General features: G+C 73.7%; 21 protein-coding genes. 12 read left to right on the top strand and 9 right to left on the bottom strand.

Annotated features, from left to right (window positions below):
• Positions 1-51 precede the first annotated feature (51 nt).
• The 4 genes from DCS98_RS07300 to DCS98_RS07315 are packed head-to-tail and all read right to left on the bottom strand — an operon-like array spanning position 52 to position 4,493.
• Positions 52-1,107, bottom strand: coding sequence for a DNA polymerase III subunit beta family protein (locus DCS98_RS07300; RefSeq protein WP_164704446.1), 1,056 nt, complete (start codon positions 1,105-1,107; stop codon positions 52-54).
• Entirely contained in the window at positions 1,100-2,344 is a 1,245-nt protein-coding gene (locus DCS98_RS07305) for an MFS transporter (protein ID WP_206340145.1), read from the bottom strand. Before DCS98_RS07305 ends, DCS98_RS07300 begins: the two co-directional genes overlap by 8 nt.
• A gap of 53 nt (positions 2,345-2,397) precedes the next feature.
• Positions 2,398-4,101 (bottom strand): glycoside hydrolase family 13 protein, encoded by a 1,704-nt coding sequence (locus DCS98_RS07310; RefSeq protein ID WP_116450736.1) that lies wholly within the window; start codon positions 4,099-4,101, stop codon positions 2,398-2,400.
• On the bottom strand, positions 4,101-4,493 hold the full coding sequence (locus DCS98_RS07315; RefSeq protein ID WP_116450737.1) for a VOC family protein: 393 nt from the start codon (positions 4,491-4,493) through the stop codon (positions 4,101-4,103). The genes DCS98_RS07310 and DCS98_RS07315 overlap by 1 nt, the downstream gene beginning before the upstream one ends.
• A 99-nt stretch (positions 4,494-4,592) precedes the next feature.
• On the opposite strand from DCS98_RS07315, the gene DCS98_RS07320 reads away from it, so the two are divergent.
• From DCS98_RS07320 to DCS98_RS07335, 5 genes are all read left to right on the top strand, one after another.
• Positions 4,593-5,864: an MFS transporter gene (locus tag DCS98_RS07320; protein ID WP_116450738.1), complete on the top strand. Its 1,272-nt coding sequence runs from the start codon at positions 4,593-4,595 to the stop codon at positions 5,862-5,864.
• Positions 5,865-5,932: 68 nt separating this feature from the next.
• Positions 5,933-6,310, top strand: coding sequence for an FKBP-type peptidyl-prolyl cis-trans isomerase (locus tag DCS98_RS07325; protein WP_116450739.1), 378 nt, complete (start codon positions 5,933-5,935; stop codon positions 6,308-6,310).
• A gap of 53 nt (positions 6,311-6,363) precedes the next feature.
• Positions 6,364-7,371, top strand: a complete 1,008-nt coding sequence (locus DCS98_RS07330) for a cation diffusion facilitator family transporter (protein WP_116450740.1) — start codon at positions 6,364-6,366, stop codon at positions 7,369-7,371.
• Between the two features lie 95 nt (positions 7,372-7,466).
• The gene (locus DCS98_RS22895; RefSeq protein WP_164704447.1) at positions 7,467-7,694 is read left to right on the top strand and encodes a DUF6959 family protein; all 228 of its coding nucleotides are present in this window, start codon (positions 7,467-7,469) and stop codon (positions 7,692-7,694) included.
• Between the two features lie 71 nt (positions 7,695-7,765).
• The gene (locus DCS98_RS07335; RefSeq protein WP_116450741.1) at positions 7,766-8,458 is read left to right on the top strand and encodes a DsbA family oxidoreductase; all 693 of its coding nucleotides are present in this window, start codon (positions 7,766-7,768) and stop codon (positions 8,456-8,458) included.
• On the opposite strand, the gene DCS98_RS07340 is transcribed toward DCS98_RS07335, so the two are convergent.
• The 3 genes from DCS98_RS07340 to DCS98_RS07350 form a co-directional block, all read right to left on the bottom strand.
• Positions 8,455-9,417 (bottom strand): NAD(P)H-dependent flavin oxidoreductase, encoded by a 963-nt coding sequence (locus tag DCS98_RS07340; RefSeq protein WP_116450742.1) that lies wholly within the window; start codon positions 9,415-9,417, stop codon positions 8,455-8,457. The genes DCS98_RS07335 and DCS98_RS07340 overlap by 4 nt on opposite strands.
• Positions 9,418-9,424: 7 nt before the next feature.
• Positions 9,425-9,667 carry an acyl carrier protein gene (locus tag DCS98_RS07345; protein WP_116450743.1) on the bottom strand — a complete coding sequence of 81 codons (243 nt, stop codon included), beginning with the start codon at positions 9,665-9,667 and terminating at the stop codon, positions 9,425-9,427.
• Positions 9,668-9,742: 75 nt separating this feature from the next.
• Positions 9,743-9,979: a hypothetical protein gene (locus DCS98_RS07350; RefSeq protein ID WP_241037331.1), complete on the bottom strand. Its 237-nt coding sequence runs from the start codon at positions 9,977-9,979 to the stop codon at positions 9,743-9,745.
• Positions 9,980-10,028: 49 nt separating this feature from the next.
• Here DCS98_RS07350 and DCS98_RS07355 point away from each other — a divergent pair, with 49 nt between their 5' ends.
• Both DCS98_RS07355 and DCS98_RS07360 read left to right on the top strand, forming a co-directional pair.
• Positions 10,029-10,358, top strand: coding sequence for a metalloregulator ArsR/SmtB family transcription factor (locus DCS98_RS07355; protein ID WP_206340146.1), 330 nt, complete (start codon positions 10,029-10,031; stop codon positions 10,356-10,358).
• Positions 10,355-10,867: an SRPBCC domain-containing protein gene (locus DCS98_RS07360; RefSeq protein WP_116450746.1), complete on the top strand. Its 513-nt coding sequence runs from the start codon at positions 10,355-10,357 to the stop codon at positions 10,865-10,867. The genes DCS98_RS07355 and DCS98_RS07360 overlap by 4 nt, the downstream gene beginning before the upstream one ends.
• Here DCS98_RS07360 and DCS98_RS07365 read toward each other — a convergent pair.
• Both DCS98_RS07365 and DCS98_RS07370 read right to left on the bottom strand, forming a co-directional pair.
• Positions 10,852-11,268 carry a hypothetical protein gene (locus DCS98_RS07365; protein ID WP_116450747.1) on the bottom strand — a complete coding sequence of 139 codons (417 nt, stop codon included), beginning with the start codon at positions 11,266-11,268 and terminating at the stop codon, positions 10,852-10,854. The two genes, DCS98_RS07360 and DCS98_RS07365, sit on opposite strands and share 16 nt — an antisense overlap.
• Positions 11,269-11,323: 55 nt before the next feature.
• Entirely contained in the window at positions 11,324-12,484 is a 1,161-nt protein-coding gene (locus DCS98_RS07370; protein ID WP_116451105.1) for an NADH:flavin oxidoreductase/NADH oxidase, read from the bottom strand.
• Between the two features lie 236 nt (positions 12,485-12,720).
• Here DCS98_RS07370 and DCS98_RS07375 point away from each other — a divergent pair, with 236 nt between their 5' ends.
• From DCS98_RS07375 to DCS98_RS07395, 5 genes are all read left to right on the top strand, one after another.
• On the top strand, positions 12,721-14,535 hold the full coding sequence (locus tag DCS98_RS07375; protein ID WP_116450748.1) for a phosphoenolpyruvate carboxykinase (GTP): 1,815 nt from the start codon (positions 12,721-12,723) through the stop codon (positions 14,533-14,535).
• A 245-nt stretch (positions 14,536-14,780) separates the two neighbouring features.
• Positions 14,781-15,995 (top strand): MFS transporter, encoded by a 1,215-nt coding sequence (locus tag DCS98_RS07380; RefSeq protein WP_116450749.1) that lies wholly within the window; start codon positions 14,781-14,783, stop codon positions 15,993-15,995.
• Positions 15,995-16,399, top strand: a complete 405-nt coding sequence (locus tag DCS98_RS07385; RefSeq protein ID WP_116450750.1) for a rhodanese-like domain-containing protein — start codon at positions 15,995-15,997, stop codon at positions 16,397-16,399. The genes DCS98_RS07380 and DCS98_RS07385 overlap by 1 nt, the downstream gene beginning before the upstream one ends.
• A complete protein-coding gene (locus DCS98_RS07390) occupies positions 16,396-17,058 on the top strand; it encodes an acVLRF1 family peptidyl-tRNA hydrolase (RefSeq protein ID WP_116450751.1) in 663 nt (220 codons plus the stop codon). The genes DCS98_RS07385 and DCS98_RS07390 overlap by 4 nt, the downstream gene beginning before the upstream one ends.
• 63 nt (positions 17,059-17,121) lie before the next feature.
• Entirely contained in the window at positions 17,122-19,149 is a 2,028-nt protein-coding gene (locus DCS98_RS07395) for a HelD family protein (protein ID WP_116450752.1), read from the top strand.
• The last annotated feature ends 94 nt before the right edge of the window (positions 19,150-19,243 follow it).

A 19,243-nucleotide genomic window follows, 5' to 3' on the forward strand; every position in this document is an offset into this window, starting at 1 on the left:
TGGTGCGCCGGTCCACCTCAGCGGGCGCGGATGAGGTGGACCGGTGCACGGTCACGGCAGGCGGATGGGCATCAGCATGGTGACGTCGTCCGGGCGGGCGGGGTCGCGCAGCGCCAGCGGGGCAATGGGGCCGTCGAGCTCGAGCACCAGCTGCCCACCGCTGCCGACCTCGAGTGCCTCCAGCAGGAACTCCCGGTTCACGCCCATCTCGACCGGGCCGAGGGTGAGCACGGTGGCGGTCTCCTCGGCGCCGTCCGGGCCGGTCGGCACCGTGCGGGTGGGCGAGGTGGCCAGCTGCTCGCGCAGGGCGGCGACGTCGACGTCGAGCCGGTGGGCGGCGGAGTCCCGCAGGACGCGCCGGTAGTCGGGGAAGTCGTGGTCCAGCCGCCGCCCGGTCACGGTCCGGCCGGGCAGCTCGACGCCGACGTCGTCCCCGTCGAGCCGGAGGGTGACCGGGCCGTCCTCGGCGATGCCCGCGAGGACGTCGTCCACGAGGGCCACGGGGAGGAGGGCGCTGACGGTTCCGCTGACCTCGGCCCCGGACAGCGTCGACACGGCCAGGCGGTAGCGGTCGGTCGCGGCCAGCCGCGCCGCGGAGTCGTCGGCGTCCAGCAGGACGCCGGTGAGCATGGGCAGCTCGGAATCGGTGCCGACGGCGTAGCGGACGGCGCGCAGGGCGGCGGCGAGCTCGGCGGCGGTGGTGCGGACTGTCGTCACGTGCTTCTCCTGGTCGAGTAGGGCTCGGGCGTGGAGGAGCTCGCGGCGGGCGTCGGCCAGACCGTCCTCGAGGCGCGTCAGGTGCGCCGCGAGGACCTCGTCCACCATCGAGGGGTCCCGGCGGTGCTCGAGGACCCGCCCGATGTCGGCCAGGGGCAGGCCGACCCGGCGCAACCGGGCGATGAGGCGGGCGGTCAGCACCTGGTCGTCGCTGTACCAGCGGTAACCGCTCCGCGGGTCGACGTGGGCCGGCACGAGCAGCCCGGCGCCGTCGTAGAACCGCAGGGCGCTCACCGTGAGACCCGACTCCCGGGCCGTCTGACCGATCCCCCGCACGTGTTCCTCCACATGACCGACCGTCCGGCCTCGACCAGGTCGAGAGTCAAGCACCCGCCGCGAGCGCCTCCTCGTCGGCGTGCGCGATGTGCGCGAGCTCCCGCCAGATCAGCGCGAGGATGAGCGCCGAGCCGACGAAGGCGAACCAGAACGGCCCGGTGATGCCCCAGATCCGGGCGATGACCCCGCCGAGCGCCTGGCCCGCGACGATGCCGCCGAAGACGCCGATCGAGTACAGGCTGCCGACCCGGCCCTGGAGGTGGTGCGGCACCGCCCGCATCCGGACCGTGCGCGACGTCGTCCCCCACACGAAGGCGTGCACCCCGAAGGCGAACATGATCACCATCGCGACCCACGGCGTGGTGGTGACGGCGAGGCCCAGGTGCGTGAGGGTCTCGACGACCAGGCCGACCCGCATGATCCCCGCCAGGCTGGCGTGGCGCTCCAGCCAGTCGTACCCCGCCGTCCCGGCGATCCCACCCAGGGCGCCCACCGTGGTGAGCAGGCCGAAGCCGACCGGGCCGAGGCCCAGCCGGTCGGTGGCGTAGAGGACGAGCACCGACCAGGCGGCGCCGTACGTGACGTTGAAGGTGACGATCGCCAGCGTGAGCGTGCGGACCGCGGGGTTGTGCCAGGTCCACCGGAAGCCCTCGGCGATGTCGCGGCCCACGTGGCGGGGCCCCTCCGGCGCGGGCAACCGGGGGGTCACCATCCGGGAGACCAGCAGGGCGCCCAGCAGCAGGCAGACCACCTGGACGACGAACGGCCAGGCCATGCCCAGCGCGAACAGCACCGCCCCCACCGAGGGCCCGACGAGCTGGTTCATGGTGATGGTCGCGGTCATCATGCGGGCGTTGCCGATCCCGAGATCGGCCCGCGGCACCACCATCGGCAGGAGCGTCGCGCTCGTGGTGTCGACGAACACCTCGGCGGTGCCCAGCAGGAACATCGCGACCAGGACGACGGTGGTGTCCACCGCGCCGGTGACCAGCGCCCCGACGAGGACCACCAGGACGAGCGCGCGCACCAGGTCGACAGCGATCACGACCAGGCGCCGGTCCACGCGGTCGGCCAGGACGCCGGCGTGCAGGCCGAACAGCAGCCACGGCAGGCGTTGCAGCAGACCGGCGAGCGCGACCAGCAACGGGTCGGAGGTCTGCGAGGCGACCAGGAGCGGGCCCGCGGCCAGGGCGATGCCGTCGCCGAGGTTGCCGACCCACGCCGAGCCGACCAGCCAGCGGAACGACGTCCCCATCCGGGCCGGCAGCACCGCGTCGACGATCCGGCCCACGAGGAGGAGACCCTAGGCGTCGCCGGGCCGGGATGCCGACACCTTTCCCGGGGTCAGTCGATGCGGAGCACGCGCGCCTCCCAGGGGCGCAGCAGGTCGGGGTCCTCGTCGGGGAGGTTGCCCAGCAGCAGCCGGCCTGCCCGCGCCTGCGGCAGCAGGTCGAGCAGGCGGTGGGTTCTCGCGCTGACGTTGCACACGACCAGCAGCACCTCGCTCTCCAGCGTGCGGGTGAACGCGTAGACGTCGTCGTGCTCGGGCAGCAGCATCGCGAAGTCGCCGAGCGCGACGACGGGCTCCTGGTGGCGCAGGGCGATCAGCCGCCGGTAGTGGGCGAGCACCGAACCCGGGTCGTCGCGCTGGGCCTCGGCGTTCCACCGGACGTGGTCGGGGTTGACCGGCAGCCACGGCGTCCCGGTGGTGAAGCCGGCGTTCGGCGACGCGTCCCACTGCACCGGCGTCCGGGCGTTGTCCCGGCTCATCCGGCGCATCGCCGCCAGCACCCGCGCCGGGTCCTCGCCCGCGACCATCGCCGTCCCGAAGTGGTTGACCGACTCGACGTCGCGGAAGTCGTCGACGCTCGTGAACGGGAAGTTCGCCATCCCGAGCTCCTGGCCCTGGTAGACGTAGGGCGTCCCGCGGTGCAGGTGCAGCAGCGTGGCCAGGCAGGTGGCGGAGTCCCGGCGGTGCTCGGGTGAGTCGTCGCCGAACCGGGAGACCGCCCGCGGCTGGTCGTGGTTGTCCCAGTAGAGGGAGTTCCAGCCGACGTCGGCCAGGCCGGCCTGCCAGCGGCCGAAGGAGGCCTTGAGGTCGCGCATGCGCAGCGGCCGCAGGTCCCACTTCGACGACCCGTGGTCGAGGCCCACGTGCTCGAACTGGAAGACCATGTCCACCTCGGCCCGGTCCGGGGCGGTGAACAGCCGGGCCTCCTCGACGGTCACGCCGGGCATCTCGCCGACGGTGAGGAACGCTCCGTCACGCCCGGCGAACACCTCGCGGTGCATCTCGGCGAGGAACTCGTGGATCCGCGGCCCGCACAGGTAGGACGCCGACCCGTCGCCGAGCGACGTCCCCGGGATCGGCGGGCCGTCGTGCAGGTGCCCGTCGTCCGCGACGTCCTTGCTGATCATGTTGATGACGTCCATGCGGAAGCCGTCGACCCCGCGGTCCAGCCACCAGCGCATCATCGCGTGGACGGCCTGCCGGACCTCCGGGTTCTCCCAGTTGAGGTCGGGCTGCTTCCGGTCGAACAGGTGCAGGTAGTACTCGCCGCTGGCCTCGTCGTACTCCCACGTCGGCCCGGAGAAGAACGACTGCCAGTTGGTCGGCTCGGCACCCGGGTCGCCGCCGGCGAACCCGCCGCGCGGCGGCCGCCACCAGTACCAGTCGCGCTTCGCGGACGTGCGCGACGCCCTGCTCTCCTCGAACCAGGGGTGTTCGTCGCTGGTGTGGTTGACCACCAGGTCCATCAGCAGCTTCATCCCGCGCACGTGCAGGGCCTCGATGAGCTCGTCGAGCTGCTCGAGGGTGCCGAAGAGCGGGTCGATGCCCTGGTAGTCGCTGATGTCGTAGCCGTTGTCGGCCTGCGGCGAGGGGTAGACCGGCGAGAGCCACAGGACGTCGACGCCGAGGTCGCTCAGGTGGTCCAGCCGCTGGAGGATGCCGCCGAGGTCGCCGATGCCGTCGCCGTCGGAGTCCTGGAAGGAGCGCGGGTAGACCTGGTAGGCCACCGCGCTGGTCCACCAGGGGGCGGGCTCCATCAGCCCGGGAACGTGTGGTGCACGGCCTCGACGTTGTTGCCGTCGGGGTCGCGGAAGAAGACGGCGTAGTAGCCCGGGTGGTACTCCGGCCAGACGCGCGGCTCGTGCAGGATCTCCGTCCCGGCGCTCCGTGCCGCCGCGAAGACGGCGTCGACCGCCTCGCGCGACGGCGCGGAGACGGCCAGGTGCACGGGGCGGTGCCCGGTGTCGACGGCGCTGCCGAGCCACAGCCGCGGGAAGTTGTCCGGCCCGCAGAGGCCGACGACGGAGCCACCACCCCCGGGCGCCTCGTACCGCATCAGCTCGCGGACACCGCAGGGCGCGAGCACGCGGGTGTAGAACTCCGCCGCGGCGCCGACGTCGGTGCACTGCAGTGCCAGGTGATCGAGCATGCCGCGACGCTAGTGGCGGGTGGGGACAGGACGCACCCGGGCCTGCGCCGACCGCGAAATCCGGTGCGTCCGGCGGCAGCGGTCACCCACGATGGCGGGGTGCCCACCCTGCCGCGCGCCCTGTCACCGCTGCGGCACCCGCACTACCGGCGGCTGGCCACCTCCCTGGCGCTGTCCCTCCTCAGCTCGGGGCTCTGGACGGTCGGCGTCGTCTGGCAGGTCGTCGCCCTCGACGGCGGCCCGGCCGCCCTGTCGCTGGTCACCGCCCTCGCGGCCGTCGGAACGCTGACGAGCACGCTGCTCGGCGGTGCCCTGGCCGACCGGCTGCCGCAGCGGCACCTGCTCCTGGGCGTGGCCCTGACCCTCGCCACCCCCACCGCCGTGGTGGCAGTGCTCTCGCTCGCCGGGTCGCTGGCCCTCTGGCACCTGGCGCTCGTGTCGCTCGTGGGCGGCTGCGCGATGGGCCTGTACTACCCGGCCTACTCGGCGTTCGTCCCGCTGCTGGTCCCGACCGACGAACTGCTGGCGGCGAACGGGCTCGAGGGCGTGCTCCGCCCGGTCCTCTCGCAGGGCGCCGGCCCGGCTCTCGCCGGCCTGCTCGTGGCGTCGCTGCACCCGGGGGCGGCCCTGGGCGCCGCGGCCCTGGCGGCGTTCGCCGCGGCGGCGACCGTCGCCGCGCTGCCGGTCACCGCGCCGCGGGAGGCCGACGGGACGCCGACGGGGTTGCTGGCCGACGTGCGCGAGGGGTTCCGCTACATGGTGGGGACACCGTGGCTGCTGGCCACCCTGCTGTTCGCGTCGGCGACCGTGCTGGCATTCATGGGCCCGCTGCAGGTGCTCGTCCCCTTCGCGATCAAGGACGGCGGAGGTGGCCCCTACCAGCACGCCTTCGTGGTCGCCGCCTTCGGTGCGGGCGGTGCCGTGGGCTCGCTCGTCGTCGGCTCGCTGCGGCTGCCCCGGCGCTACCTGACGACGACGAACCTGCTGTGGGGGCTGGGCTGCGTGCCGCTCGCGGTGTTCGGGTTCAGCACGCCGCTCTGGCCGAAGCTGGCCGCGGGGCTCGTCATGGGCGCGGCCTTCTCGGCGGCGGCGGTCATCTGGGGCACGCTGCTGCAGCGCCGGGTCCCGACCGCGATGCTCGGGCGCATCTCCAGCCTGGACTTCTTCGTGTCGCTGTCGTTCATGCCGGTGTCGATGGCCCTGGCCGGACCGGTGAGCGAGCACATCGGCCTCCGGACCACGTTCCTGGTAGCCGCCCTCGCGCCGTCCGTCGTGGCCGTCGTCGCGATCGCGGCCTGGCACCTGCGCTCGGACGAGATCGCGCACCCGCTCGACGTCGTCCCCGCGCCGGGGCGGCTGGACCGCGTCTGAGCGGGGCCTCCCGGCCGCTGCTTGGATGGGTGCGGCGCCGGGAGAGCCCCGGTGCAGGAGGGAGAACCGTGGCCGAGCTGAGCCGACCGGACGTCGAGCCCCCCACCGGGCCGGCCCCGGAGGACCTCGTGATCGAGGACATCGTCGTCGGCGACGGACCCGAGGCGACCCCGGGCAGCCTCGTCAGCGCCCACTACGTCGGCGTGACGCACGACGGCGGCGAGCAGTTCGACGCCTCCTGGGACCGCGGCGACCCCCTGGAGTTCCGGGTGGGCGTCGGCATGGTCATCCAGGGCTGGGACGAGGGCATCGTCGGCATGAAGGTCGGCGGCCGCCGCCGGCTGACCATCCCCGCGCACAAGGCCTACGGCGAGCGCGGCGCGGGCGGCGTCATCAAGCCCGGCGCCACCCTCGTCTTCGTGGTGGACCTCGTCGGCGTCCGCTGACGACCCCCCGCGGCGCCGCATGACCGCGCCGCCGCGGGGGCACCGGTGGGTGCATGACGCAACCGGCTCCGGCCCCCGACCACGTCCTGGCGGAGGACGCCGGGGAGGGCTCGGGGAGCGAGTCGACCGGCACCGTCGTCGTCGCGGGCCTGGCCAACCTCGGCATCGCGGTCGCCAAGCTGGTCGGCGGCCTGATCAGCCACTCCTCGGCGATGCTCTCCGAGGCCGCCCACTCGCTCGCCGACACCATCACCGAGGTGCTGCTGTTCGTCGCGCTCAAGCGCGGGACCAAGGCGCCCGACGAGCGGCACCCGATCGGCTACGGCCGCGAGACCTACTTCTGGGCGCTGCTGGCCTGCCTGGCCACGTTCTCCCTCGGCGCCGGGTTCTCCTTCTGGCAGGGCGTCACCACGATCCTCGAGGGCGAGGAGCAGGGCGACCCGCTCATCGCCTACGTCGTCCTGGCGATCTCCTTCGTGCTCGAGGGCACGTCGCTGGTCAAGGCCGTGCGGCAGGTGCGCAGCTCCGCCCGAAGGTGGGGGACGACGCCCCGCCGGTACCTGCGGGAGACGTCGGACACGACGGTCAAGGCGGTGACCTTCGAGGACAGCGCCGCCCTCGTCGGTCTGGTGCTCGCCGCGCTCGGCCTGTTCCTCGAGCAGGTGACCGGTGATCCGCTCTGGGACGGCGTCGCGGCCATCGCGATCGGCGTGCTCCTGCTGCTCGTCGCCGGATCGCTCGCGAAGGCGAACGTCTCGCTGCTGATCGGGCAGTCGATCGCGCCGGGGCTGCAGGAGGAGCTGCGCCAGGAGATCCTCGCGCTCCCGCAGGTCAGCGACGTGCCGTTCCTTCTGACGACGGTCATCGGCCCGGGCCAGCTCATCGTCTCGGCCAAGGTCGACTTCGACGACGCCTCGACCGTCGCCGACGTCGAGCGGGCGTCGGACGAGGCCGAGCGACGGCTGGTGGCCCGGCACGAGGGCGTCCGCTACGTCTTCCTCGACCCGACGCGGGGGGACCGCCGGGCGCGCGCCGAGGTGCACCCGCCCACGACCGGCTGACCTGCGCCGCCGCGCGCTGCGCCACGTCGCTCCGCGGTTCTTGCGCGAGGAGCTGTCCGACGACACGCTGCGATTCGTCACTCGAGGGAGCCCTTATGTCGATGGTTCGTTGGCTCGGTGTGCGCGGCAACGTGCAGCTCGTCCACGGTGAAGGACGACGATTCCCGGGTCTCCTGGTGCAGGGCGACACGCTCTTCAACCTGCTCGAAGAGCTCGAGAGCGGAGCACCCGATCCCCATGCCGTGGAAACGGTGAGGAGCTGGTTGTCGGCGTACGAGGAGATGATGGCCGAGCACGGGCTCGACCTCCCCTACAGCCGCTGAGAAGCCGACATGACTGACCCACGCACTGCTGCGGCCGGAATGCTTGAACCTGCAACGAGGTTGGGGCGGGCATGCAGGTAGAGGTCTGGTCCGACGTCGTGTGTCCCTGGTGCTACATCGGCAAGCGCCGCCTGGAGAGCGCCCTCGAGCAGTTCCCGCACCGGGACCAGGTCGAGGTCGTGTGGCGGTCCTTCCAGCTCGACCCCTCCGTCCCCGAGGGCGAGACGCACCCGACCCTGCCCGCGCTGGCCGCCAAGTACGGCGCCAGCGTCGAGGACATGCGCGCCAACATGGCCCGTGTCGAGGAGATCGCCGCCGGCGAGGGCCTCGACTACCACCTGGCCGACGGGATCAGCGGGAACACGCTGCTCGCCCACGAGCTGCTCCACCTCGCCGCCGAGCACGGCACGCGCAACGAGCTCAAGGAGCGCCTGCTGCACGCGTACTTCGAGGAGGGCCGCTCGGTCTTCTCCGTCGACGACCTCGTGCCGCTGGCCCTCGAGGTCGGCCTGGACGAGGCGGAGGTCCGCGAGGCGCTCGCCGACCGCCGCTACCTCTCCGCCGTCCGCCAGGACGGCGCGATCGCCCAGGCGCTCGGCGCGACCGGCGTCCCGTTCTTCGTCGTCGACCGGAAGTACGGCGCGGCGGGTGCGCAGCCGGCCGAGCTGCTGTTGCAGGTCCTCGAGCGGGCGTGGGCCGACGCCCACCCGCTGCTCACCGTCCCGGCCGCCGAGGGCTGCGAGGACGGCACCTGCGCGGTCTAGCCCAGGAGCTTCGGCACCGCGCGCAGCGCCTTCTCGGCATCGGCGTCCAGCTCCCGGACGACGTCCACCGCTGATCGCTCGGCGGTGACCAGGCCGACCGCTTCGCCCGCGTAGAGCGGGGCGTGCGCGGGATCGCCCGTGCGCCGGCCCTCGACCACCAGCGCCCGCGCCGCGTCGTCGGCCACCAGCTCGGCCTCCCGGCCGTGCCACTCCCGGCTGAAGTCGTTGACCAGCGCCCGCCCGGGCCAGCGCTCGGGCCAGGCGATGCCCTCGGCGACGTCGAAGGCGCGGGTCAGCACCGTCTCGTCGCCGTCGGCCTCGCGGATCCGCTCGCGGGCGGCGGAGCCGTTGAGCCCCTCGGTGCAGGCCAGCAGCGCCGTCCCGACCCACACCCCGGCCGCACCCGCGACGAGCATCGCGGCCATGGCGCGGCCCGTCGCGATCCCGCCGGCGGCGACGACGGGGCGGTCGGTGAGCGCGAGCACCTCCTGCAGCAGCGGCAGGAGCGCGCGCTGACCGGTGTGCCCGCCCGCCTCGGTGCCCTGCGCGACCAGGACGTCGACGCCGGCGTCGACAGCTCGCCGGGCGTCGGCGACGGTGTTCACCTGCGCGGCGACCGCGATCCCGGCGTCGTGCAGCGGGCCGACGTACGGCTCCGCGTCGCCGAAGGACATCGACACGAGGCTCGGCTGCGCGGCGACCGTCGCCTCGAACAGCTCGGGCCGCTCCGCCAGCGTCCAGATCATCAGCCCGACGCCGAAGGGCAGCTGGGCCTCGGCGGGCAGGGCGCACTGCTCCGCCACGAACTCGGCGCTGTGCCGGCCGCTCACGCCGATCATGCCGAGACCACCGGCCTCGGAGACGGCGCGGGCGAGCGCCCCGCCGGAGACACCGGCCATCGGCGCACCGATGACCGGCGTCGTCAGGTCGAACCAGCGGGTCAGCGGTGTACGGATCACCCGGCCATCATCGCGCGGCCGGTCCGGCCTGGTCGGTGCCCTGCAGCCGGCCCAGGAACTCGTGGCAGCGCTTCGCCCGCGCAGAGTCCTGCTCCATCACCTCGCGGAAGAACCCCGCGACGTCGTCCAGGCCGGCGTTCTCGGCGTCGCGGACGTACTGGCCGTAGTCGTGCCCGGCCTTGAGCGAGTGGTACTGGACCGAGATGAGGTCGTAGTAGACGTCCTCGAAACCGGTCTCACCCGTGGCCATCGGTCCTCCTCGACGACTCGACGCGATCGGTACACCGCGCGGATACCCGAGGAGGACCGCTCCGTCACATGCGGGTCAGGGTTCGGACGCCATGCCGCCCGTGACGTCGCCGCCGCCCGCCTCGTCGGGCAGGTTCTGGCTGGTCGCCAGCTCGTCCTCGCCGGCGGTCTCCGGGTCGTCGGCGGCCGAGGCGAGGTCGTCGCCCTGGCCGTGCGCGCCGGGATCGGCCTGCAGGGTGCGGGGGTCGTTGAGCGGATCGGGGACGTCGGGATCGGTGACGGACATGCCCGCTCGCATGCCCCTGCCGTCCATGGGGAGAAACCTCTGGCGCAACGCGTAACCGATGTGTTACGCATGTGCCGTGGAGGCGCTCGCGGCCCTCGCCGACCCCGTGCGGCGGGAACTGGTCGCCCTGCTCGCCCACGGGGAGGTCGCGGCCGGTGAGCTGGCGGAGCGCTTCCCGGTGAGCAGGCCCGCGGTCAGCCGGCACCTCCGCGTGCTGCGCGAGGCGGGCCTGGTCACCGCGCGCGCCGAGGGCAAGCGGCGGCTCTACGCGCTCGACCCGCGCCCCCTGCGGGAGCTCGACGACTGGCTGGAGCCCTACCGCGACCTCTGGGCCCGGCGGCTGGACGCACTGGACACCGAGATCGCCCGCGGACGGCGGGCACGACGGACAGGAGACGGCGCATGACCGAGGACCTGGAGACCCGCCGCGGAACGGTCACCCACCTGGACGACGGGCGGCAGCGGCTGGAGTTCCGCCGGTCCTGGCCCGACCCGATCGAGGACGTCTGGTCGGCGCTCACCGAGCCCGAGCGCCTGGCGCGCTGGATCGGCCGCTACGACGGCGCCCGCGGTACCGGCGGCACCGGCACCTTCGTCATGACGCACGAGGAGGGCGAGCACACCGGGGAGCCGATGACGATCCTCGAGTGCGACCCGCCGCGCCGGCTGGTCGTCCAGTGGGCCGAGCAGCAGGAAGGCATGACCTGGCGGGTCGACCTCGACCTCCGTTCCGAGGGCGGGCGCACCTGGCTGAGCTTCGTGCAGGTCTTCCCGGCCGACGCGGACGTCGTCGACTACGCGATGGGCTGGCACTGGTACCTGGACAAGCTCGACGCGGTGGTGGCCGGAGGTCCGGGGCCGGGCGGGTGGGACGGCTTCTACGCGGAGGTGGGCCCCCTCTACGGCCGCGGCTGAGGCCGGGCCGCCAGCGCCATGGCGATCGCGCCGCCGAGCCCGGCGACGACGATCGGCGTCTCCACCGGTTCGAACCCGCCCGGCGTCAGGCGCCGCCGGCAGAGCCGCTCCATGAGGTATCCGGCGATCATCACGCTGCCCAGCCCGCGCAGCACCCGCCGGGCCGGCTCCGCGGTGCCCCCGGCGAGGCGGGCGGTCGCCCACGCCTGCGGGGCGAGCATTACCACCGGCGCGCTCAGCGCCGTCCCGAGGAACCACGAGTCGCGAGCCACGTGCTCCGGCCGGCCGCGCATCACCGGGGTGTCGTAGGGATGCCGGCGCCGGAGCGCGACGACCTGGCCGGCGAGGCCGGCGGTGAGCTGGAGCGCCGAGGCGCGCACGAGAGCCGATTGCTGCGGCATGCCGCCGCACCGTAGGCCCCTGGGCGCCGTCCCGGCGGCCTGTGGCGCCTCCCGGTCAGACGGGCTGCGTCACCTGCACCGGGTCCGGGCCCGTCCACGGGCCGAGCCGGCCCAGCAGTCGGTCCCGCGAGGCCAGCCGGGGGCCGGCCTGGACCGGGTAGACGTCGTGGCTGCCGGTGAGCTCGCGTGCGGCGCGCGCCGCGAAGTTCGGGTCGTCCTGCGCCTCGCGCGCGACGGCGACCAGGTCGGCGAAGCCCTGCTCGAGGACCGCCTCGGCCTGGCGCGCGTCGACGATCAGCCCGACCGCCATGGTGGGGATGCCGGCCTCGGCGCGGATGCGCGCGGCGTGCGGCACCTGGTAGCCGTAGCCGATCGGGTGCTGCCAGCCGCCGCCGAGACCGCCCCCGGAGGTGTCGATCGCGTCGACGCCGCGCGCCCGGAGCTCCCGCGCGAAGGCGACGGTGTCCTCCACCGTCACGCCGTCCTTCGACCCGTCGACCGACGAGACGCGCACGAACAGGGGGCGGTCCTGCGGCCAGACGGCCCGGACGGCCTCGACGACCTCCAGCGGGAAGCCCATGCGGGCCTCCCGCGACCCGCCGTACTCGTCGTCCCGCCGGTTGGTGAGCGGGGAGAGGAACTGGTTGAGCAGGTACCCGTGAGCGGCGTGCACCTCGACGACGTCGAAGCCGGCGTCCAGCGAGCGGCGCGTGGCGGCGACGAACGCCTCGCGCACCCCGGCCAGCTCCTCCACGGTGAGCGCGTGCGGGGTGGGCCAGCCCGGCGCCACCGGCACGGGGCTGGCCGACACGGTCTGCCACGGCTCCTCGCCCGGGCGGGCGTTCTCCGCCGTGACCGGGCCCTCGCCGTCCCAGGGTCGCTTGCTGGAGGCCTTGGCGCCGGCGTGGGCCAGCTGGATGCCGGCCTTCGACCCGTGCGCGTGCAGGAAGTCGACGACCCGCGCCATGCCGGGGACCTGCTCGTCGGACCACAGGCCGGTGTCGCCGTGGCTGATGCGGCCCTCGGGCGTCACCCCGGTCGCCTCCACGACGACCAGCCCGAACCCGCCCAGCGCGAACCGGCCCAGGTGAGCCAGGTGGTAGTCCCCGACGACGCCGTCGGTGACGGAGTACTGGCACATGGGGGCGACGACGAGCCGGTTGGGCAGCGTGACGCCGCGCAGGGTCAGGGGCGTGAAGAGATGGGGGGTGCTCACGGCCGATGCGAACACCGATGATCGTCGGGCTCTTCCATGCCTCCACCAGGGTCTTCCGACCTGAAGAGCAGACGTCCTAGACGTAACATCTCTCACGGTTACAGACGTCTAGAACGTCGGTAACCTCTCCTGATCCCGATCGTTGCACCCAGCACCGATGCCGGGGCCCGCAGACAGAGCACAAGCACCAGCGCCGGTGCCGGACCCCGCCCGGCTACCCAGAGGATGGAGACGCCGTGACTTCAGTGGCCACCCCCGGTCTCGACAACGCACCCACCACGCATGCCCGCCTCCTGGCATGGGTCCGGGAGATGGCCGAGCTGACGACCCCCGACCAGGTGGTCTGGGTCGACGGCAGCGACGAGGAGTGGGAGCGGCTCACCCAGAAGCTGGTCGACGCCGGCACCTTCACCCGCCTGGAGAAGAAGCCCAACTCGTTCTGGTGCGCCTCCGACCCCAGCGACGTCGCCCGGGTCGAGGACCGCACCTACATCTGCTCGGTCGACGAGGCCGACGCCGGTCCCACCAACAACTGGATGGACCCGGCCGAGATGAAGTCGGTCATGACGGAGCTGTACCGCGGCTCCATGCGTGGCCGCACGATGTACGTGATCCCGTTCTGCATGGGCCCCGTCGAGGCCGAGAACCCGATGTTCGGCGTCGAGCTCACCGACTCCGAGTACGTCGTCGTCTCGATGCGGGTCATGGCCCGCATCGGCCAGTACGTCCTCGACGCCATGGGCGAGGACCGGCCCTTCGTGCCGGCCATGCACTCCCTCGGCGCCCCGCTCGAGCCGGGCCAGCAGGACGTGCCGTGGCCGTGCAGCGACACCAAGTACATCGTCCACTTCCCCGAGGAGCGGGCCATCTGGTCCTACGGCTCGGGCTACGGCGGCAACGCGCTGCTCGGGAAGAAGTGCTACTCGCTGCGCATCGCCTCGGTGATGGCGCGCGACGAGGGCTGGCTCGCCGAGCACATGCTGATCCTCAAGCTGACCAGCCCGCAGCAGAAGACCTACTACGTGGCCGCCGCCTTCCCGAGCGCCTGCGGCAAGACGAACCTGGCCATGCTCGAGCCGACCATCCCGGGCTGGAAGGTCGAGACGCTCGGCGACGACATCGCCTGGATGCGCTTCGGCGAGGACGGCCGGCTCTACGCCCTCAACCCCGAGTACGGCCTGTTCGGCGTCGCGCCGGGCACCGGCTGGGACACCAACCCCAACGCGATGCGCACCATCGACAAGGGCAACTCGGTGTTCACCAACGTCGCCCTGACCGACGACGGGGACATCTGGTGGGAGGGGATGACCGAGGAGCCGCCCGCGCACCTCACCGACTGGAAGGGCCGGGACTGGACGCCGGACAGCGACGAGCTGTCCAGCCACCCGAACAGCCGGTTCTGCACCCCGATCACCCAGTGCCCGATCCTGGCGCCGGAGTACGAGGACCCGAAGGGCGTGCCGATCTCGGCCATCCTGTTCGGCGGCCGCCGCAAGACCACGATCCCGCTGGTCAGCGAGGCCCGCGACTGGAACCACGGCGTGTTCATGGGCGCGACGCTCTCCTCGGAGACGACGGCCGCGGCCACCGGCGCCGTCGGCGTCGTCCGCCGCGACCCGTTCGCGATGCTGCCCTTCATCGGCTACAACGCCGGTGACTACTTCGCCCACTGGGTGAACACCGGCAAGCAGGCCGACTCGACCAAGCTGCCGCGGATCTTCTACGTGAACTGGTTCCGCCGCGACGAGGACGGCGGCTTCCTGTGGCCGGGCTTCGGCGAGAACAGCCGCGTCCTCAAGTGGGTCGTCGAGCGCCTCGAGGGCACCGCGGCCGCGGTCGAGACCCCGGTCGGCCACGTGCCCACCGTCGACTCGCTCGACGTCTCGGGCCTGGACATGACGCCGGAGCAGGTCGAGAAGGCCCTCGCCGTCAAGCCCGAGGAGTGGCGCGAGGAGATCCCGCAGATCACCGAGTGGTTCGAGAAGTTCGGCGACAAGCTCCCCAGCACGATGTGGGACGAGCTGGAGATCCTCAAGAGCCGGCTCGCCTGAACCGACGAGACCAGGGCCCGGACCGCAGCGTGGCGGTCCGGGCCCTTTCTCGTCCCGCCTCCCAGGACGATCAGGAGACCTGATCGTTCTGGGTCCTGGCTCACCGTCGACCGTGAGCCAGGACCCGTGATGATCAGGAGACCTGATCATCACGGGGCGTCGTGGTGCCGTCCCGACGAGACGGGCGGGTCCGGGGTCGGTAGCGTGGCGATGCCCCACTACGTGTGACGGAGGCTCCCCCGCTCGTGGCGAATCCCTACCTGCAGGTGCTGCGCACCCCGCACGCGCTGCCGATGGTGCTCGCCGCGTTCGTCGGCCGGCTGCCCCTGTCGATGGTGGGCCTGGGCTGCGTCCTCCTGGTGGCCGACGAGACGGGGTCCTACGGCCTCGGCGGGGCGGTCGCCGCGGCCGGCGCCGTCACGACCGCCGCAGCAGGTCCGCTGCTCGGTCGGTGGGCCGACACCCACGGGCAGCGGCGGGTCCTGCTCCCGGTCCTCGCCGTCTTCGTCGTCTCGGGCGTCTGCTTCCTCGCCGCGGTGAAGGACGACTGGCCGCTGTGGACGGTCTTCGTCTCCGCCGGGGTCGCCGGCGCCTGCATCCCGCCGGTCTCCTCCATGATCCGCGTGCGGTGGACGCACCTGCTCCGCGGCAGCCACCGCCTGCCGACGGCGCTGGCGATGGAGTCCGTCGTCGACGAGTTCGTCTTCATCGTCGGCCCGGTGCTGGTCACGTTCCTGTCGACGACGGGGCATGCGACCAGCGGCGTGGTCACCGCGTTCACCCTGGCGACCGTCGGCAGCCTGCTGTTCGCCGCCCAGGGGCGCACCGAACCGCCGCCGCACGGCCACGCGGCGCGGCAGGGCCCCTCGGCCATCCGGACCAAGGGCCTGCGCGTGCTGTTCGTCGTGGGAGCCGCCGTCGGCGCGATCCTCGGCTGCCTGGAGATCGCGCTGGTGGCCTTCGCCGACCAGGAGGACGCGAAGTCGCTGTCCGGCGTCCTCATCGCCGGGCTCGCGGTCGGGTCCATGGCCAGCGGGATCGGGTGGGGGACGGTGCACTGGCGGCTGCCGCTGCGGTTGCGCCTGGCCGGCGTCCTGGTCCTCCTGACCGTGCTGAGCATCCCGCTGATGCTGGTCACCGACGTGTGGCTGATGCTGCCGTTCGTGGTGCTCGCCGGCATCGCCGTCTCGCCGTCCCTGATCAGCTCCTTCACCCTGGCCGAGCTGCTCGTCCCCCGGTCGGCGGTGACCGAGGCCTTCACCTGGATCGGCACGGCGCTGGGACTGGGGGTCGCCGTCGGGGCGTCGGTCGCCGGCAAGATCGTCGACGTCTGGGGCGCGAACGCGTCCTTCCTGGTCGCCACCGTCGCCGCCGCGAGCGCCGCCGTCGTGGTCGCCGCATGCCAGAAGCTGCTGCACATCCCGGCCGAGCACGCGTCCACCCCGGCCCTCGTCCGCTGATGGCCCGCTCCATCGACGAGCTGCTCGCCCAGGTGCGCGGCCGGATCGGCCGCGTGACCCCGGAGGAGGCGGCGGCCCGCCTGGCCGCCGGCGCCCTGCTGGTCGACACCAGGCCCTGGGAGCAGCGCAGCCGGGACGGCGACGTGCCCGGCGCCGTCCTCGTCGACCGCAACGTGCTCGAGTGGCGTCTGGACCCGGCGAGCCCGGACCGGATCCCGCAGGTGAGCGGCTACGACGTCGAGGTCGTCGTGCTCTGCAACCAGGGGTACAGCTCCAGCCTGGTGGCCGACACCCTGCGCACCCTCGGCCTCCACCGGACCGTCGACGTCGTGGGTGGCTTCGAGGCCTGGGTCGAGGCCGGGCTGCCCGTCGTCGCGCCGGGGATCGGCGACCTCGCGGCGTGACCCGAGCCCGTCCCGCCGCCGGGGGCGGTCGCCTCCTCGGCGTCCCGCCGGAACGGCTCGGCCGGTGGCTCGACGGCGTGGCGCAACGGCACGGCGCCTTCACCGAGGTGCGGCCGGTCGACGCCTCCCTGCACGTCACCTGCGCCGACACGACCACCGTCGTCCTCACCGCACCGTTCGGCTGGGCGCCGCAGCCGCCGCTGCTCGGCACGTTCACCGCGGCCGCGCGGCAGCCGCACCGGGCCGCGGTCCTGCTGGTCCGGCGCGGCCGTTGGGCGGTGGGAGTGTTCGACGGGGAGGAGCTGGTCGCCTCGAAGGTCGATGCCCGGCAGGTGCAGGGCCGGACGGCGGCCGGCGGGTGGTCGCAGCAGCGGTTCGCGCGCCGGCGGGGCCACCAGACCGACGCCGTCGTCGCGCACGCGGTCGAGACCGCCGTGCGGGTCCTGCTGCCGCACGCCGGCACCACCGAGGCGCTGTTCACCGGCGGTGACCGCGGTCTGGTGGACGAGGTGCTCGCCGACCCGCGCCTGGCACCCCTGGCGGGGCTCCGGCGGGAGCCGGCCGTGGAGGTGGGGGAGCCGACCAAGGCGGTGCTGGTCGCGACGCCCGGGCAGTTCCGCGCCGTCCGCGTGCACATCGTCGAACCCGGGGACCGGTGATCCACCTGTCGGTGCGGAAAGCTGGTCGACGGGGTGGCGGGCTCGGCGTAACGTCCTGCGACCGTGCCTGAACCCGGGACCGCCGATCCCGTCCTGACCGCCGAGCGCGCCCACCTCGCGCGCGCCGCCGAGTGCCTCACCGAGATGCGGGCCGCCGCCTCCGCCGTCGTCGACGCCGGTGTCGACGCCTGGGCCTCCGAGCGGCTGGGTGCCGCCCGCGCCGAGCGCCTGCGCACGCTGGCCGCCGACCCCGGCGTCCCGCCCTTCTTCGGCCGCACCGACTCCGCGACCGAGACCTTCCACATCGGCCGCCGGCACGTGCGCGACGCCGCCGGCGACCCCGTCGTCATCGACTGGCGGGCGCCGATGAGCCGGCCGTTCTACCAGGCCACCGTCGCCGACCGGCAGGGTCTGGAACGTCGCCGCCGCTTCGGGTTCTCCGGCGGAGAGCTGACCGGCTACGAGGACGAGCACCTCGCCGAGGGGGAGGCGCGCGGCGACTTCCTCCGCCAGGAGATCGAGCGGCCCCGCAGCGGCCCGATGCGCGACATCGTCGCCACCATCCAGCCCGACCAGGACGACATCGTCCGCGCCCCGCTCGCCGAGTCGATCTGCGTCCAGGGCGCCCCCGGTACGGGCAAGACCGCGGTGGGGCTGCACCGCGCGGCCTACCTGCTCTACACGCACGGCGGCCAGCTGGCGCGGACCGGCGTCCTCGTGGTCGGACCCAACCGGGCGTTCCTGCGCTACATCGAGCAGGTGCTGCCGACCCTCGGCGAGGTCGAGGTCGAGCAGACCACCGTCGCCGACCTCACCGCCCGGGTGACGGTCCGCGCCGTCGACCGCCCCGAGGTGGCCGTGCTCAAGGGCGACGTCCGCATGGCCGAGCTGCTGCGGCGCGCGCTGTGGGGCGAGATCCGCAAGCCGGCCGACTCGGTGCAGGTGCCGCTCGACGGGCGCCGGTACCGGGTGCCGGTCGAGCGGCTGAAACGCTACGTCGACGACCTGCGCCGTCGCGCCCGCGCCGACGACGACCAGCAGCTGCTGCACTACGCGGCCGGCCGCGAGCGGCTGATGATGCTGCTCGCCGAGGACGCGCGGCGGCAGAAGGAGGAGGCCGGCGGCAGCCCGGGCGACGCCGAGACCCGCCGCGCCGCACGGAGCGCCGAGGTCCGCGCCTTCTGCGACGAGGTCTGGCCCGCCCGCGATGCGGCGGGGCTGCTCTGCGAGCTCTGGAGCGACGCCGACCGGCTGGCGCGTGCCGCTCGCGGCCTGCTCGACGACGACGAGCAGGCGCTCCTGCGGTGGACCGTCCCGCCCCGGTCGGTCCGGAGCGCCCCCTGGACGGCGGCCGACGCGGTCCTCGCCGACGAGCTCGCCGGTCTCCTCGAGCGCACCCCGGGCTACGGCCACGTGGTGGTGGACGAGGCGCAGGACCTCTCGCCCATGCAGTGCCGCGCGGTGGCCCGCCGGCTGGCCGCCGGCTCCCTCACCGTGCTCGGCGACCTGGCGCAGGCGACCAGCCCCTGGTCGCCCTCGGACTGGGCGGAGACCCTCGCCGGGCTGGGGCGGCCGGGCACCGTCGTCCGCCCGCTCACCCGCGGCTACCGGGTGCCGGGCGAGGTGCTCGACTTCGCGAACCGGCTGCTGCCGCTCATCGCGCCCGGGCTCCCGGCGGCGACGGCGGTCCGCAGCGAGCCGGGATCCCTCCGGGTGCGGCCGGTCGGCGCCCTGGCGGGGCCGCTCGTGGACGTGGTGGGGGAGCTGGCCGGCGTCCCGGGCTCGATCGGGGTGGTCTGCGCCGACGCCGCGGTGGCCGAGGTGGCCGCCGCCCTCACCGCAGCCGGCCTGCCGGCGGAGGTCCTGACCGACGACGGCGAGGAGGCGGCGCGCGTCGCCGTCGTGCCCGCCACGCTGGCCAAGGGGCTCGAGTTCGACGCCGTCGTGGTGGTCGACCCCGCGGCGATCGTGGCCGCCGAGCCGCGGGGGCTGCACCGCCTCTACGTCGTCCTGACGCGAGCCGTCAGCACCCTGGTCGTCCTCCACCGGGACGACCTCCCGGAGCCCCTCACGGCGCACGCGACCCTCTGACCTCGGTCTTCCCAACCGACCGTCGCGTTCCGTCACGGGCAGGCCACGGACGGCGCGGAGGATTGTGGGACCGGCCGTTCTCTGTTTCGGTGGT

It is taken from the genome of Blastococcus litoris (genome assembly GCF_003075095.1).
GTDB lineage: Bacteria > Actinomycetota > Actinomycetes > Mycobacteriales > Geodermatophilaceae > Blastococcus_B > Blastococcus_B litoris.

What these genes read in the sequence shown, in the direction of transcription:
- DCS98_RS07310 (WP_116450736.1), bottom strand. Translation starts at nt 4,101, where the DNA reads ATGGAGCCCGCCCCCTGGTGGACCAGCGCGGTGGCCTACCAGGTCTAC.
- DCS98_RS07335 (WP_116450741.1), top strand. Translation starts at nt 7,766, where the DNA reads ATGCAGGTAGAGGTCTGGTCCGACGTCGTGTGTCCCTGGTGCTACATC.
- DCS98_RS07360 (WP_116450746.1), top strand. Translation starts at nt 10,355, where the DNA reads ATGACCGAGGACCTGGAGACCCGCCGCGGAACGGTCACCCACCTGGAC.
- DCS98_RS07345 (WP_116450743.1), bottom strand. Translation starts at nt 9,667, where the DNA reads ATGGCCACGGGTGAGACCGGTTTCGAGGACGTCTACTACGACCTCATC.
- DCS98_RS07365 (WP_116450747.1), bottom strand. Translation starts at nt 11,268, where the DNA reads ATGCCGCAGCAATCGGCTCTCGTGCGCGCCTCGGCGCTCCAGCTCACC.
- DCS98_RS07350 (WP_241037331.1), bottom strand. Translation starts at nt 9,979, where the DNA reads ATGGACGGCAGGGGCATGCGAGCGGGCATGTCCGTCACCGATCCCGAC.
- DCS98_RS07330 (WP_116450740.1), top strand. Translation starts at nt 6,364, where the DNA reads ATGACGCAACCGGCTCCGGCCCCCGACCACGTCCTGGCGGAGGACGCC.
- DCS98_RS07315 (WP_116450737.1), bottom strand. Translation starts at nt 4,493, where the DNA reads ATGCTCGATCACCTGGCACTGCAGTGCACCGACGTCGGCGCCGCGGCG.
- DCS98_RS22895 (WP_164704447.1), top strand. Translation starts at nt 7,467, where the DNA reads ATGTCGATGGTTCGTTGGCTCGGTGTGCGCGGCAACGTGCAGCTCGTC.
- DCS98_RS07385 (WP_116450750.1), top strand. Translation starts at nt 15,995, where the DNA reads ATGGCCCGCTCCATCGACGAGCTGCTCGCCCAGGTGCGCGGCCGGATC.